The sequence below is a fragment of the Streptomyces sp. NPDC096152 genome (assembly GCF_044763235.1).
GTDB lineage: Bacteria > Actinomycetota > Actinomycetes > Streptomycetales > Streptomycetaceae > Streptomyces.
In genome coordinates this window covers 781,435-795,331 of sequence record NZ_JBIWFW010000001.1, presented here as the reverse complement: position 1 = coordinate 795,331, position 13,897 = coordinate 781,435, and the positions used below count along the sequence as shown (strand labels likewise).

Genomic DNA, 13,897 nt, shown 5'->3' with positions numbered 1-13,897 from the left:
AGCGGGACGAGTGCCTGACTGCGGGGTGGTGCAGATGCAGAGCCGCTTCCGGAGCGATCGGCGGCTGACCGTGCGCATGGGGGTCACGCTGTTCCTGCTCGGGCTGCTGTACGTGGCGTTCGTCGCCGCGCTGATCGTGTTGCTGAAGTCCTGGGTGCTGGTCGTGGTGATCGCGGCGGCCGTGCTCGCCGCCCAGTACTGGTTCTCCGACCGGATCGCGCTGTTCGCGATGCACGGCCGGGTCGTGGAGCGCGAGGAGTACCCGGAGCTGCACGCGGTGGTGGACCGGCTGTGCGCCATGGCGGACATGCCCAAGCCGGTGGTCGCCGTGTCCGACATGGAAATGCCGAACGCGTTCGCCACCGGACGGAACCCGGACAACGCGGTGGTGTGCGTGACCACCGGACTGCTGCGGCGGCTGGAGCCGGCGGAGCTGGAGGGCGTACTCGCGCACGAGTTGTCGCACGTCGCGCACAAGGACGTGGCCGTGATCACGATCGCGTCCTTCCTGGGCGTGATCGCGGGCCTGATCGTGCGGTTCGCCTTCTACTCGGAGCTGTTCGGCGGACGGGGGCGCAAGGACCAGAACACCCTGGTGGTGTTCGCCGCGGTGATGGGCGTCTCGGCGGCCGTGTACGCGATCAGCTTCCTGCTCATCCGGGCGCTGTCCCGGTACCGGGAGCTGGCCGCGGACCGGGCGGCGGCGCTGCTCACCGGCCGGCCCTCGGCGCTGGCCTCCGCGCTCACCAAGGTCACCGGGGACATCGCGCGGATCCCGACGAAGGACCTGAGGACCGCGCAGGCCTTCAACGCCTTCTACATCACCCCGGCGCTGGGCTCCGAACCGGGCCTGGCGCGGCTCTTCTCCACGCACCCGAGCCTGGACCAGCGGCTGGAGCAACTGGGCCGTATCTCGGCGGAGCTGGGTGAGGCCGCGACGCCCGGGAAGGCGGGCTGAGGATGGGGCTCCTGGACATCCTGCTCGGCCGTACGAAACCGGTCGCGCCCGATCTGGACCGCCTCTTCGCGCTCCCGTCGGCGGCGGTGACCCTCGAGGCCGCCGTCGGATTCACGCCGACCGGGCACGGCGCGGTCTGCTTCGCCACCGTCGAGGGCGCGGCCTTCGAGCAGACGCACCGCGAGGTTGAGGCCCTCCTGGACGCCGACGCCGGCCGGGCCGGCTCGCCCGTGGAGCTGACCCGCGACGCCTACGGCTACTCCTGGCTGGTCTCCCGCCGCACCCCGGACCAGCTCCCGGAACTCGTCAACGACCTGCACGCCGTGAACAGTTCGCTGGAGGCCGGCGGCTTCGGCCCCCAACTCCTCTGCTCCCTCACCGGCTTCACGGACGACACCGGCCGCAGACTCGCACTGGTGTACCTCTACAAGCGGGGTACCTACTATCCGTTCGCGCCGCTTCCCGGCGTCGGACAGCGGCGCGACAGCGCGCTGGAGCTCCAGGTGAAGGCGGCCCTCGCGGACGACCTGCGGATCGAGGAGGACCTCAGCCGCTGGTTCCCGGTGTGGGGCGCGCCCGGCCTGTGACGGAGGTCGGGACCGGCGGGGGTGGTTAGACGTCCGGGGCCGCCGGGACGACACCGGCGACGACGGCGGCTCCGAGGGCGGAGTGGTCGTCGGCGGTCTGGGCGGCGTAGGACAGTGCGAACTCGGCCACGGCCTGGTCGAAGGTGTCGGTGCCGCCGAGGTAGCCGGCGATGGCGATGCGGTCGCCGGAACGGGCGTGGCCGCGGGCCAGGGCGGTGCCGCACAGCCGGGCGTAGCCGACCAGCTCGCCGGGGCTCATCCCGGCGACGTCCGCGGAGCCCTTCATGTCGCGCAGCTGGCGCCAGTAGAAGGCGCGGCCCTGCGGCCCGCTCATCCAGCCGAGGAAGATGTCGCCGGCCGCCTGCAGCAGCCGCTGCCCGGCGACCACCCGGTGCCCGGGATGGACGTAGGCGCCGCTCGGCAGGTGCTCCTCGAGGATCGACTTCCGTGCCTCCTTGACCTGGAGGAACAGCGGATCGTCCGCGTCGCGTCCGGCGAGCAGCACGATGAAGCAGCGCAGGCCGACGCTGCCGACGCCGACGACCTTGCGGGCGGCGTCGACGAAGCGGTAGCGGTCGAGGAGGAGGCGCCGCTCCTCGGTGAGGGTGGAGCGGTAGTCGCTGAAGATCTTGCGCAGGGCGGCGGTGTCAGGGATGCCGGCCGGCTCGATGAGCGGCGGGTCGTGGATGATGCGCCGCTGCCCGTCGACCATCTCCGTGAGCTTCCCGAGGGCCTGCAGGCTGGTGCGGCGGCGGGCCCTGGTGAGGCTGGACTCCACGCGCCGGCGGCGCCGGGCGGAGCGGACCAGGGGCAGCAGGCTCTCGGCCTCGATGCGCTCGTACCAGACGGCGAGTTCGCCGAGCCCGGCCAGCCGTCGTACGGAGGTGCGGTACGCGGCCACGGCCTCCAGGGCGGCCCGGCGGGCCTTGGCGTCGGGGTGCCCGTTCTCGCGGGCGGCCACGGCCACGGACGCGGCGAGGCGTTTGACGTCCCATTCGAAGGGGCCGGGGAACGTCTCGTCGAAGTCGTTGAGGTCGAACAGCAGGGCGCGTTCCGGGGAGGCGTAGAGGCCGAAGTTGAGCAGATGCGCGTCCCCGCACAGCTGTACGGTCAGCCCGGTGTTCGGCCGCGCGGCCAGGTCGGCGGCCATCACGGCGGCGGCGCCGCGCAGGAAGGCCAACGGCGAGGCGGCCATCCGCCCGTACCGCACCGGCAGCAGTTCGGGCAGCCGGTCGCGTCCCTGCCGTTCGAGTACGGCGACGGGGTCGGGGCGGTCCGCGGAGGGGATCCAGGCGGCGTGCGCGGAGCGCCGCATGCGCTGCCGGGCGGCTCGGCCGGCTGCGGCGCGCTCGGCGGGCGTGGCGTGCGTGGACGGCGTGACGGGCGTGACGAAGGTGGTCATGGGGCGGCCTCGGGAGGCGCGGCCGATCCGGGGGCGAGGGCGGAGGCGCGGGTGGGGGCGGAGGCGCGGGCAGGGGCGGATGCGCAGGCGCGGGCAGGGGCGGGGGCGGGGGCGGCGACGGATGCTTGCGTCTGCGTCTGTGTCGGGACCTGCGACCGCGCCTGCGTCCGTACCCGTGCTCCGGTCCGCGTCGCCGCCGGTGCCGTCGCGCCCATGGGCCGCCGTATGCCCTGTGCGTCCATCCGCGCCTCCCGCTGCCGCTCCCGCCGGGGACGAAGTACGCCGCCCCCTGATCGCAGTGAAGGCGCGCGGGGGACGGACCGCATGCCGGATACGGCGAACGGGTGACCGGCGCGGGACGGGACGGGCAGGCCCGGGAGACGACGGGCAGGCCCGGGACACGACGGCAGCCGTGTGCGCCCAGCGCCGGCGGGCCGGGCATCGGGCCGGCGGGGGACCCGTTGTCAGTGCCGTCCGCGAAGATACGTCGGGAGGGCCGGAGCGGACGCGGACGGGTGGAGGTCGGAATGGGCGGCACGGGCGGTGTGGCCGCGGGACCCCGGTACATCGGCGTGGCGGAGCGGCGGGCGCGGCTGGCGCTGCGGCACCGGCTGACCACCGGGGCGCGCGCGGCGACGCCGGAGGAGGTGGCGGACGCCCTGGTGGCGCTGCACGGCACGGATCCCGCGACGGTGTTCCTGGGGGTGGGGGCCCGGCTGGCGGACCCGGTGAAGACGGTGCCGGAGACCGAGCGGGCGCTGTACGGGGACCACACACTGGTGCGCATGCACGGGATGCGGCACACCGTGTTCGTCCTCCCCACCGGTCTGACCGCCGTGGTGCACGCGTCCACGGGGCTGGCGGTGGCCGCCCGCGAACGCGCCTCTCTGCTCAAGGACATGGCGACGGCCGGGGCTCCGGACGCGGCCTGGCTGGCGGAGGTCGAGCGGTCGGCGCTGGCCGCGCTGGCCCGCCGCGGCCAGGCCACGGCCGCCGAACTGGCGCGCGACGAGCCACGGCTGCGGGAGCAGTTCGTGTACGCGCCCGGGAAGAGCTACGAGGGCGTGCACACCGTCTCGACGCGGCTGCTGCGCGTGCTGGGCGTGGAGGGGAAGGTGGTGCGGGGCCGGCCGCTCGGCTCCTGGACCTCCAGCCAGTTCCGCTGGGCCGTGGCGCCCGAGCACCCCGGACTGGACACCGCCGAGGCGCAGGCGGAACTGCTGCGCCGCTGGCTGACGGCCTGCGGCCCGGCGACCGAGGCGGACCTGAAGTGGTGGACGGGGTGGCGGGTGACCGAGGTCCGCAGAGCCCTGCGGGCGGTGAACGCGCAGGAGGTGACGGTGGACGAGGGCACGGCGTACGTGGTCGACGGCGACGTCGATCCGGTCGCCGAGCCCTCGGAGCCGTGGGCGGCGCTGCTGCCGGGCCTGGACCCGACGGCGATGGGCTGGCAGCAGCGGGACTGGTACCTCGCACCGGAACTGCGCCCCGCCCTGTTCGACCGCAGCGGCAACGTCGGCCCCACGGTGTGGTGGAACGGTCGTGTCGTCGGCGCCTGGGCGCAGCGCCCCGACGGCGAGATCACCTGGCGGGTCCTCGACCCGCAGGCGAGGACCCGCGAGGCCGAGGCGGCCGTCCGAGCAGAAGCGCACCGCCTGCACTCCTGGCTGGCCCCCACCAGAGTGACCCCCCGCTTCCGAACCCCTTTGGAGAGGGAACTGGCCTCCGGCTGAAGGCTGTTGCGTCCGGAACGGCCTATGGCAGTTGCTTCTTCTCCACGTAGTAGGAGTAGGCGAAGCCTCCGCCGTCCGAGCCGGTGACGTCGGCCGCGAAGCCGACGGGTCCGCCCCTGGACACAGTGAGGCTCTGCGGGAGATCCCGGGCAATCGCGGCGCGGAGGGAATGCCCCCGATGGTCGGACAACCCCGGGCGCCGGCCGAGTGGGCGGCGCCCGGGGGTGGGGCGGGAGTTCAGCGGTTGTAGCGGAGGAAGGCTCGGACCATGTGGCAGGTGGTGGCGGACGGGGGGTGTATGCCGAGGAGTTCGGCGGTGGTGCGGATCGTCTCGTCGGGGGCCTGGGTCGGGAGGTAGACGCCCGTGTCGAGCAGGGCGATGGCGAGGCGCATCGCCTTCAGGCGGCGGTTGTGCGTCACGTACCACTCGCGGGGCCGTCCCGGCGGCAGTGGCCGCTTCGGCACGGGGGCGTAGGGCGAGTCGAGCAGGACGGGGCGCTTCGCGGTGGACTGGGTCGGCAGCGGCTTCGGCTTCAGTGCGGCAGCGGGCACAGGCATCCTCCTGTCGCGGTCAGGGCGCCGGCCGGAACCCCCGGCGGCCACCCTCGAACACTGCTTCTATTCTACCGTCCGCCACTGACAAAAGCCCCTGGCCACAAGGGCTTTCGGGGCTGCTGTGACACCGGTGGAAGACGGGTTCAGGCGTACCGTGTGCGGCATGGAGATCTGGATCAACCCCGCCTGTTCGAAGTGCCGCAGCGCGATCGGCCTGCTCGACGCCGAGGGTGCCGAGTACACCGTGCGCCGCTACCTGGAGGACGTACCTACCGAGGACGAGATCCGGGAGGTGCTCACCCGGCTCGGGCTCGAACCGTGGGACATCACCCGCACCCAGGAGGACGCCGCGAAGGAGCTCGGCCTGAAGGACTGGCCGCGGGACGCGAGCGCGCGCGACCGGTGGGTGCGGGCGCTCGCCGAGCACCCGAAGCTGATCCAGCGTCCGATCATCACCGCCGACGACGGCACGGCCGTGGTGGCCCGCAGCGACGAGGCGGTCCGGGACGCTCTCGCGCGGGAGTGAGAGGGGGAAGGGGGGCGAGGCCCGTCGAGGCGGATGCTGTGACGCAGGTTACGCCGGGGAATCCGGTAACCGCTGAGTAACGACGTTCGGTATCTCGTACATACCGGCGTACGCTCCCCTACCTCTTCAGGAGGCGCGCATGTCGCGCAGGAGAAAACTCGGCACGAAGAAGAAGGTCGCGCTGCTCGTGAGCGCCGCGGCGGTGGCGGGCGGCGGGGCCTTCGCCATGGCGGCCACCTCGAACGCCGCCCAGCCGCAGTCCCCCCGGACGCTGTCCGCCCCGGACTCGACCGTCTGCCAGGGCCTCGCCACCGCCCTCGGCAACAACCAGAAGTTCATCGACGGTCAGAAGGCGAAGCCGGACGCGCAGTCGGCGGCCCGGATCGCCAACCGCGAGGCGGTCATCGAGCAGATCAAGGTCCAGCAGAAGGCGGCGGGCTGCACCGTTGGGGAGTCGGCTCAGGGCTCCCAGGGGGCGCAGAACGGCCAGCAGGCGGGACAGCAGGCCGGGCAGCAGAACGGTCAACAGGCCGGGCAGCAGAACGGCCAGCAGGCAGGTCAGCAGGGCGGTGGGGCGCAGCAGACCGCGCAGCCCTCACAGACCGCTCCCGCGGGAAACGGTGGCGGTGGCGCTGCGGCCTCCGGCCAGCAGGTCTGCAAGGGCTCCACCGTCACGCTCTCCGGGGAGGGCGGTGCCCCGGCGGCGTCCAGTAGCCAGTTCCCGGCGGGTACGACGCTGAAGGTCACCAACCTGGACAACAACAAGTCCACCACGGTGAAGGTCACGTCGGTCTCCGGCAGTTGTGTCCTGCTCAACAACGCGGCCTTCGAGCAGGTCCGGGAACCCGGCAAGTTCCTGATCCGGCGCGCGGTGATCGAGAAGGTGGGGTGACGCTCAGCCCGACAGGAAACCGCTGAGGCGTCGCCCCAGCCCGGCGGGCGCGGCCTGCGGCAGCGCGTGGTGCGAGACGTCCGGCAGTACGACGGTCTCGGCCTGCGGCAGCACCGCGCCCGCCGCGACCGCCACCCGGGAGGTGTCATGGGTCCTGCTGTTCCCGGCCAGGAGCAGCAGGACCGGCACCTCCAGACCCCGCAGTGCGTCCGGCTCCGGGCGCGGACCGGTCACCGGCTTCATTACGGAGGGGAAGCCGGCGGCCGCCTCCTGGAGCCGGATCCAATCGGGGTCGAGCGCCGCTCCGCCGGTCTCCCATTCCAGGAAGGCGCGGACGCGGCGGGGCGAGGGCCGCAGCAGCATGGGCAGCGCGTGGAGCAGGTACGCCGTCCTGAATCCGGCGAAGCACTGGGTCGGATCGAGGAGGAACAGGCGGCGTACCCGGGCGGGTGCGCGCAGGGCGTAGTGCAGGGCGATCCAGCCGCCGTAGGAGTGGCCGCCCAGATCCACCGTTCCGGTCCCGAGGCCGTCGAGGAGCGCGTCCACCCAGCCCACCAGGTCGGCGACCGTACGGGGGTGGCGGTCGCCGGCGGGGGCCGAGCGGCCCGGCGCACCGACGAGGTCGACGGCCAGCACCCGGTGCTCCCGGGCCAGTTCCGCGGCCTGGGCGTACCAGCCGGCGGAGGTCGCTCCGCCCCCGCCGGGCAGGAGGAGCACCGGGGGTGCGCCCTGCGGTCCGCACACATTGACCCAGGTCTCCCCGAAGGGGGTGGGGACGGCGACGCCCTCGCGCCCGGCGGGCCACTTCGCCATGACCTTGTCGTAGGCCGCGTGGAACCCGTCCATGTCGTATCCGGTCCGGCCGCCCATGGCATCCTCCCCTATCATCTCGCTCAGCGAGATGCTCGGTGAGCGAGATGATAGCCGGAGGGAGACGGGGATGCGGGCAGAAGGCCCCGAAATGGAGATCGTCCATCTGCTGCGGGCGACGACGGTGCAACTCGGCCTGCACAGCGCCCGGTTCGCGCAGCGCCACGGCATGCACCCCACCGACGTACGCGCGCTGATCGCCTTGATGGACGACCGGCGGGCCAGCGAGGAGACGACGGCCGGGCGGCTCGGTGCCGCGCTCGGCCTCAACTCGGCGGGCACGACCGCGCTGCTGGACCGCATGGAGCGGGCCGGCCATGTCCGGCGGGTGCGCGGCGCGGGCGACCGGCGCAGGGTGGTGGTCGAGGTGGACGAGCGGGCGGTCGCGCTCGGCCGGTCCTTCTTCGGGCCACTGATCGACCGGACGGCCGAACTCCTGCGAGGCTACGACGAGCGGGAACTGGCCGCGATCCGGGGCTTCCTGGCGGGAGTACGGGAAGCGGCGGCCGACGAGGACTGACGCGCCGCCCGCCCGACCACAAGCCGGCCTCCGCCCGCCCTCGCGGCACACCTCCGCCCGCCCGACCACAAGCCGGCCTCCGCCCGCCCTCGCGGCCCACCTCCGCCCGCCCTCGCGGCACACCTCCCCCGCCTGCCACCGGCCTCCGGCCGCCCTCACACCGCGCCCCGCGCCACGGCACGACCAGGTAACACGGGCTTCACAGCCGGGCAATGGGCGAGAAATCGCCCGTTGACAGGCTGCCCGGCGACAACCGCGGCGCCCCCGGTGCCGCAGCGCCGCAGCACCCGCACCCAGTGACACCCGAAGGATGTGGCCCGTGACCTTCAAGGCTGAGTACATCTGGATCGACGGCACCGAGCCGACGGCCAAGCTCCGTTCCAAGACGAAGATCCTGGGGGACGGCGCCAAGGGGGCCGAACTGCCGATCTGGGGCTTCGACGGGTCCTCCACCAACCAGGCCGAGGGGCACTCCTCGGACCGTGTGCTGAAGCCGGTCTTCTCCTGCCCGGACCCGATCCGCGGCGGTGACGACATCCTCGTACTGTGCGAGGTCCTGGACATCGACTTCGCCCCGCACTCCTCCAACACGCGCGCCGCGCTGGCCGAGGTCGCGGAGAGGTTTGCCGCGCAGGAGCCGGTCTTCGGCATCGAGCAGGAGTACACCTTCTTCGACGGCTCCCGTCCGCTGGGCTTCCCCGAGGGCGGTTTCCCGGCCCCGCAGGGCGGCTACTACTGCGGAGTCGGCGCCGACGAGATCTTCGGCCGCGAGATCGTCGAGGCCCACCTGGACAACTGCCTGAAGGCGGGTCTGGGCATCTCCGGCATCAACGCCGAGGTCATGCCCGGCCAGTGGGAGTTCCAGGTCGGCCCGCTGTCCCCGCTGGAGGTCGCCGACCAGCTGTGGGTGGCCCGCTGGCTGCTCTACCGCACCGCCGAGGACTTCGGTGTCTCCGCCACCCTCGAGCCCAAGCCGGTCAAGGGCGACTGGAACGGCGCGGGCGCGCACACCAACTTCTCCACGAAGGCGATGCGCGAAGGCCCCGAGGGCTACGCCGCGATCGTCACCGCGTGCGAGTCGCTCGGCGAGGGCTCCAAGCCGCTGGACCACGTCAAGAACTACGGCGCCGGCATCGACGACCGCCTGACGGGCCTGCACGAGACCGCCCCGTGGGACGAGTACTCCTACGGAGTCTCCGACCGCGGCGCCTCGGTCCGCATCCCCTGGCAGGTCGAGAAGGACGGCAGGGGCTACATCGAGGACCGCCGCCCGAACGCCAACGTCGACCCGTACGTGGTGACCCGGCTGCTCGTCGACACCTGCTGCGCCGCGCTGGAGAAGGCCGGACGGGTCTGACCGCCGCCGCACGGTTCCCGAGGGGCGTCCACCGACGAGGTGGGCGCCCCTCGCTGCTCGCCGGGAGCGGCACGGCGGCCGGGCGGCGTCCGAGCCGTGGAAGGAGGGTCCGGCCGGGGCGCGGTGTCTGCTTCAATGGGGGCATGGCCAGCATGCAGAAGTGCACCGCGACGGGTCGCCATGACCTCGAGCCCTTCTGGCCCTCCCGTCAGCACCACGACTTCGACCGGGTGTGTTGCCGCGCGACGACCGCGCGGGCCTTCTGAAGCCGTACACCCCGGCCCTCGGCCAGCGCGGAACGACGTACGTCCCCCGGCGCGCCCGATCACGAACTCGCGGCCGTCGCCTCTCCCGACGAACCTCTCGCGCGAAAGAGCTGACCTCTCATGGCGACCACTCGTTCCGTCTCCCCCGCCCCTCTCCCCGTCCCCGCCGCCTCCCCCCACACCCCCCGTCACCGGCTGCGCGCCGTCGACCGGGACGACGTCGTGGACGTCACGGAGCTGCTGCCGCCGGGCGCCACCTGGCTGCCCGCTCCGCAGCACACCGTGCCCGTCCTGCCGGGCCGGCCGCCGATGGTCGGCTACCTGGTGCTCGTCCCCGCCGACCAGCGGCCGCCGTTCCCGCCGGCGGCGGTGCCGGGCCAGGAGGAGGCCGCCGGGCCCGCCGGGCCTCCCGGGGACGGCGACCCGCTCGTCCGCATCGACACCGTGCGGCGCACCGCCGCGGTGGACGGCCGCGAACTCGACCTGACCTACCTGGAGTTCGAGCTGCTCGCCCACCTCGTCGCCCATCCCCACCGGGTGCACACCCGCGACCAGCTGGTGACCACGGTCTGGGGCTACGGCCATGTGGGCGACGGCCGCACCGTCGACGTCCACATCGCCCGGCTGCGCCGCAAGCTGGGCGCGGAGCACCGCGGGACGATCCGGACGGTGCGCCGCGTCGGCTACAAGTACGCCCCGCCGAAAGCGGGTTGACCCTCGCGGCGGCCCACGGAAGGCCTCCTCCCGGCCCGAAGGCGACCCTTCCCGGCCTGAACCCCACCAGGACCCCGGCCGGACCCCGGCCGGAACCCGGCCCGAATCCGTCCGTAAGGCCCCTCGCGGCCGGGCGGCGGCCGTCTGCTGACGGCAGATTCCCGTTCCGTGCCCCGGCCGGGGCGGGCAGAGTCACCGGCATGAGACTTCTGGTGCTGGGTGGTACGGAGTTCGCGGGACGGGCCGTCGTCGAGGCGGCGGCCGGGCGCGGCTGGGACGTGACGGTCCTGAACCGGGGGCGGCACGCGCCCGTTCCCGGGGCGCGGCCGCTGGTCGGCGACCGCACCGCGCCCGGCGGACTCGACGCCCTGGCCGAGGGCGAGTGGGACGCGGTCGTCGACACCTGGTCGGCGGCGCCCCGCGCCGTCCGGGACGCGGCGCGGCTCCTGCGCGGGCGCGCGCGGCGTTACCTGTACGTGTCGAGCTGCTCGGTGTACACCTGGGCCCCGCCCGCCGGGTACACCGAGGAGGCCGCCCTCGTCGAGGGCGCGGACGCCGGCGCGGAGCAGACCGACTACGCCCGGGACAAGCGGGGCGGCGAGCTGGCGGCTGTGGAGGCCTTCGGCGCGGACCGTTCGCTGCTGGTGCGCTGTGGGCTGCTCCTGGGGCCGTACGAGAACATCGGCCGTCTGCCCTGGTGGCTGAACCGGATCGCGCGGGGCGGTCCCGTTCTGGCGCCCGGCCCTCGCGGACTGCCGCTGCAGTACGTCGACGTCCGCGACCTCGCCGACTGGATCCTCGGCGCGGTGGAGCGGGAGCTGAGCGGGCCGTACAACCTGATGAGCCCGCAGGGGCACGCCACCATGGGCACCCTGCTGGACGCGTGCGTGGCGGCCACCGGCGCGGCCGCCGAGCTGCGCTGGACCGCCCCGGAGACCGTCCTCGGCGCGGGCATCGAGCCGTGGACCCAGCTGCCGGTGTGGGTGCCGCCGGACAGCGAGGGCCACGACGCGCTGCACGGCGCCGATGTCTCGCGGGCGGTCGCGACGGGCCTGCGCTGCCGCCCCGTCACCGAGACCGTGACCGACACCTGGCACTGGCTGCGCGCCATCGGCGGCACCGCCCCGCGGCGCCCGGACCGGCCCCCGGTCGGACTGGACCCGGAGGTGGAGGCGAAGGTGCTCGGCACGCCCGGTGAGATCAACACAACTGCTGGTGCAAAAGGGCCAGTTGAGGGTGAGGAGTTCATCGGATCCCCGAGGAATTCCCGCGACGGCTGAACACCACGGGGACGCCGTCCGTATGGAAGGGAGCCGCTTCACTCCTGTCGGGCGCCTCGATGCTGCCCCGCAAGGAAGTCAGAGGAGTTCCATGGGACGCAACACACGAAAACGCCGTACGCCGCTGGCCACCAAGGCCATTGCCGCATCGGCGGCCCTAGCGCTCGGTGGGGGCGGGCTGATCTGGGCGAACTTCTACGCATCTGCTCACGAGTCGAACAACGGCGGGTGGCAGAACCAGACGAAGGCCGCCTCCGCGCAGGTCGCGACGATCTCGTGCCCGGACGTCGGCCAGAAGCTGACCAACGTGCCGAACCGGGCCCGTACCGAGGTCGACGGCGAGCTGGCCACCCTGGACCGCCAGATCACCGACGCCTACCAGCGGCTGGCGACCACGCGGGACGCGCAGACGAGGGACGCGAGTTTCGTCCAGAACTCCATTCTGCAGCCGCTGAAGGACCGCCGGCAGGCGATCATCGACCGGATCCAGCTGGAGATCAACCGGGTCGGCGGCAGCGCGCCCGACAGCCTGGACACCCTCGCGGGGTGCACGGGCACGCCGGCGAACCAGACCACGGGCGGTCAACAGCAAGGCGACCAGCAGCAAGGCGGCCAGCAACAGGGCGGCCAGCAGCAAGGCGGCCAGCAACAGGGCGGCCAACAGCAAGGCGGTCAACAGCAAGGCGGCCAGCAGCAAGGCGGTCAACAGCAGGGCGGCCAGCAGCAGGGCAACGGCGGTCAGGCCGGCAACGGCCCCAACGCGGCCGACTTCGTCGACATCACCAAGGTCCAGCCGAACGTCCAGGCCAAGCCGCAGAAGACCGGCAACGCCTCGAACGGCGTCTTCATCACCCGCTGCGGGGTGAACGCCAACAAGAACCACAACACCGACAACGTGATCGTGGCGCCCGGCGTGAAGAACGGCGCGCACCACCTGCACGACTACGTCGGCAACCAGTCGAACGACGCCTTCGCCGACAACAACAAGTTCGCGGCGGCCCAGACGAGCTGCCAGAACCAGCAGGACAAGTCGTCGTACTACTGGCCGGTGCTGCGGGTGCAGGACGGCACGCAGGACTTCGACCAGAACAACGACGGCGGCGGCAAGGAAGGCAACGTCGGCAAGATCCTGGTGGCCACGCAGGCGCAGATCAAGTTCGTCGGCAGCCCGACGAGCAAGGTCGTGGCGATGCCGCAGTTCCTGCGCATCATCACCGGTGACGCCAAGACCACCACCAACGGCCTGGCGAACGCCAACGCGCACTGGAGCTGCACCGGCTTCGAGAACAAGGTGCAGCTCACGACGCAGTACCCGATCTGCCCGCAGGGCAGCAACGTGGTCCGCACCTTCGCCTTCCAGAGCTGCTGGGACGGCCAGAACGTCGACAGCGCCAACCACCGTACGCACGTGGCCTTCGCCGACGCCGGCGGCAACTGCCAGAACGGCTTCAAGGCGATCCCGCAGCTGACGATGCGCCTGGTCTACAGCGTTCCGCAGCCGGTGGTCCAGAACGGCCAGGTGAAGAACGCCTACGCGGTGGACGGCTTCCCGGAGCAGCTCCACAAGGCGGCCACCGACCACGACGACTTCATCAACGTGATGTCGCCGAACCTGATGAACAAGGTCGTCAACTGCATCAACAACGGGCAGCGGTGCGCGTGACGCACTGACCCGGTGACCCACTGAAGAGGGCCGGTGGCGGGATTCCCCGCCACCGGCCCTCGGTGTGTGTGCCCGGCGGTCAGCTCCCTTGACCGGTGCCGCCGTGGCCGCCGTGGCCGGCACCTCCGTGCGCGCCGTGGTCGGTGCCCATCTCCACGTTCCCGCCGAGGGTGCCGCGCAGCGCGGTGACCACGCCGTCGTCGCCGACCGCGACCCACTTGCGGCCGACGAGGTAGTAACCGCCGTAGTCCTTGGCCTCGTTGATCCACTCCCGCTGGCCGCGGTCGGTGGAGAAGGTGGCGAGGACGAACTTGCCGTCGGAGGTGACGCAGATCGCCTGCCGGATCGTGTCGGCGTCGGTCTGCATGTCCGGCTTGCACTTGACCTCGGCGGCCAGGCTCTCCAGGCTGCCGGTCGCCGTCGGCGGCACCTTCGCCGCCGCGTCGCCTCCGGATCCGCAGCCCGCCAGCACCAGTACCGCGGCTGCGGCGGCCCCCGCGAGCATCGGTCGGGTCACCCTCATCTGTTCCTCCGGTCGGTTCCGGCGTCCGTCACCTGCGGCACGAGGCAGAAC

The 13,897-nt window shown here is 72.7% G+C and carries 15 protein-coding genes; 11 read left to right on the top strand and 4 right to left on the bottom strand.

Features of this window, described 5'->3' with window-relative positions; all coding sequences use genetic code 11:
* Positions 1–34 precede the first annotated feature (34 nt).
* Both htpX and ACIQ9G_RS03485 read left to right on the top strand, forming a co-directional pair.
* Positions 35–958, top strand: a complete 924-nt coding sequence (gene htpX, locus ACIQ9G_RS03490; protein ID WP_403605614.1) for a zinc metalloprotease HtpX — start codon at positions 35–37, stop codon at positions 956–958.
* A 2-nt stretch (positions 959–960) separates the two neighbouring features.
* Entirely contained in the window at positions 961–1,545 is a 585-nt protein-coding gene (locus ACIQ9G_RS03485; RefSeq protein WP_403605611.1) for a hypothetical protein, read from the top strand.
* A 25-nt stretch (positions 1,546–1,570) separates the two neighbouring features.
* Here ACIQ9G_RS03485 and ACIQ9G_RS03480 read toward each other — a convergent pair whose 3' ends face one another.
* Entirely contained in the window at positions 1,571–2,947 is a 1,377-nt protein-coding gene (locus ACIQ9G_RS03480; protein ID WP_403605608.1) for a DUF2252 domain-containing protein, read from the bottom strand.
* Positions 2,948–3,474: 527 nt separating this feature from the next.
* Between ACIQ9G_RS03480 and ACIQ9G_RS03475 the strand changes: the two genes are divergently transcribed.
* Complete coding sequence (locus ACIQ9G_RS03475; RefSeq protein WP_403605605.1) at positions 3,475–4,680, top strand: winged helix DNA-binding domain-containing protein; 1,206 nt, start codon at positions 3,475–3,477, stop codon at positions 4,678–4,680.
* A gap of 237 nt (positions 4,681–4,917) precedes the next feature.
* On the opposite strand, the gene ACIQ9G_RS03470 is transcribed toward ACIQ9G_RS03475, so the two are convergent.
* The gene (locus tag ACIQ9G_RS03470) at positions 4,918–5,232 is read right to left on the bottom strand and encodes a hypothetical protein (RefSeq protein WP_403605602.1); all 315 of its coding nucleotides are present in this window, start codon (positions 5,230–5,232) and stop codon (positions 4,918–4,920) included.
* Between the two features lie 166 nt (positions 5,233–5,398).
* Between ACIQ9G_RS03470 and ACIQ9G_RS03465 the strand changes: the two genes are divergently transcribed.
* Positions 5,399–5,761 carry an arsenate reductase family protein gene (locus ACIQ9G_RS03465; RefSeq protein ID WP_403605599.1) on the top strand — a complete coding sequence of 121 codons (363 nt, stop codon included), beginning with the start codon at positions 5,399–5,401 and terminating at the stop codon, positions 5,759–5,761.
* A 139-nt stretch (positions 5,762–5,900) separates the two neighbouring features.
* Positions 5,901–6,653 (top strand): hypothetical protein, encoded by a 753-nt coding sequence (locus tag ACIQ9G_RS03460; RefSeq protein WP_403605596.1) that lies wholly within the window; start codon positions 5,901–5,903, stop codon positions 6,651–6,653.
* 3 nt (positions 6,654–6,656) lie between these two features.
* On the opposite strand, the gene ACIQ9G_RS03455 is transcribed toward ACIQ9G_RS03460, so the two are convergent.
* Positions 6,657–7,523, bottom strand: coding sequence for an alpha/beta fold hydrolase (locus tag ACIQ9G_RS03455; RefSeq protein ID WP_403605593.1), 867 nt, complete (start codon positions 7,521–7,523; stop codon positions 6,657–6,659).
* A 70-nt stretch (positions 7,524–7,593) separates the two neighbouring features.
* Here ACIQ9G_RS03455 and ACIQ9G_RS03450 point away from each other — a divergent pair, with 70 nt between their 5' ends.
* The 6 genes from ACIQ9G_RS03450 (at position 7,594) to ACIQ9G_RS03425 (ending at position 13,323) form a co-directional block, all read left to right on the top strand.
* Complete coding sequence (locus ACIQ9G_RS03450) at positions 7,594–8,043, top strand: MarR family winged helix-turn-helix transcriptional regulator (RefSeq protein WP_403605590.1); 450 nt, start codon at positions 7,594–7,596, stop codon at positions 8,041–8,043.
* A 319-nt stretch (positions 8,044–8,362) separates the two neighbouring features.
* Positions 8,363–9,400, top strand: a complete 1,038-nt coding sequence (glnII, locus tag ACIQ9G_RS03445; protein WP_403605587.1) for a glutamine synthetase — start codon at positions 8,363–8,365, stop codon at positions 9,398–9,400.
* A 143-nt stretch (positions 9,401–9,543) separates the two neighbouring features.
* Positions 9,544–9,666 (top strand): hypothetical protein, encoded by a 123-nt coding sequence (locus ACIQ9G_RS03440; protein ID WP_403605584.1) that lies wholly within the window; start codon positions 9,544–9,546, stop codon positions 9,664–9,666.
* A gap of 120 nt (positions 9,667–9,786) precedes the next feature.
* Positions 9,787–10,380 carry a winged helix-turn-helix domain-containing protein gene (locus tag ACIQ9G_RS03435; RefSeq protein ID WP_403605581.1) on the top strand — a complete coding sequence of 198 codons (594 nt, stop codon included), beginning with the start codon at positions 9,787–9,789 and terminating at the stop codon, positions 10,378–10,380.
* 200 nt (positions 10,381–10,580) lie between these two features.
* A complete protein-coding gene (locus ACIQ9G_RS03430) occupies positions 10,581–11,660 on the top strand; it encodes an NAD-dependent epimerase/dehydratase family protein (protein ID WP_403605578.1) in 1,080 nt (359 codons plus the stop codon).
* A gap of 91 nt (positions 11,661–11,751) precedes the next feature.
* Positions 11,752–13,323, top strand: coding sequence for a DUF1996 domain-containing protein (locus tag ACIQ9G_RS03425; RefSeq protein WP_403605575.1), 1,572 nt, complete (start codon positions 11,752–11,754; stop codon positions 13,321–13,323).
* Between the two features lie 79 nt (positions 13,324–13,402).
* Here the strand turns inward: ACIQ9G_RS03425 and ACIQ9G_RS03420 are convergent, their stop codons facing one another.
* Entirely contained in the window at positions 13,403–13,846 is a 444-nt protein-coding gene (locus tag ACIQ9G_RS03420) for a hypothetical protein (RefSeq protein WP_403605572.1), read from the bottom strand.
* Between the last annotated feature and the right edge of the window lie 51 nt (positions 13,847–13,897).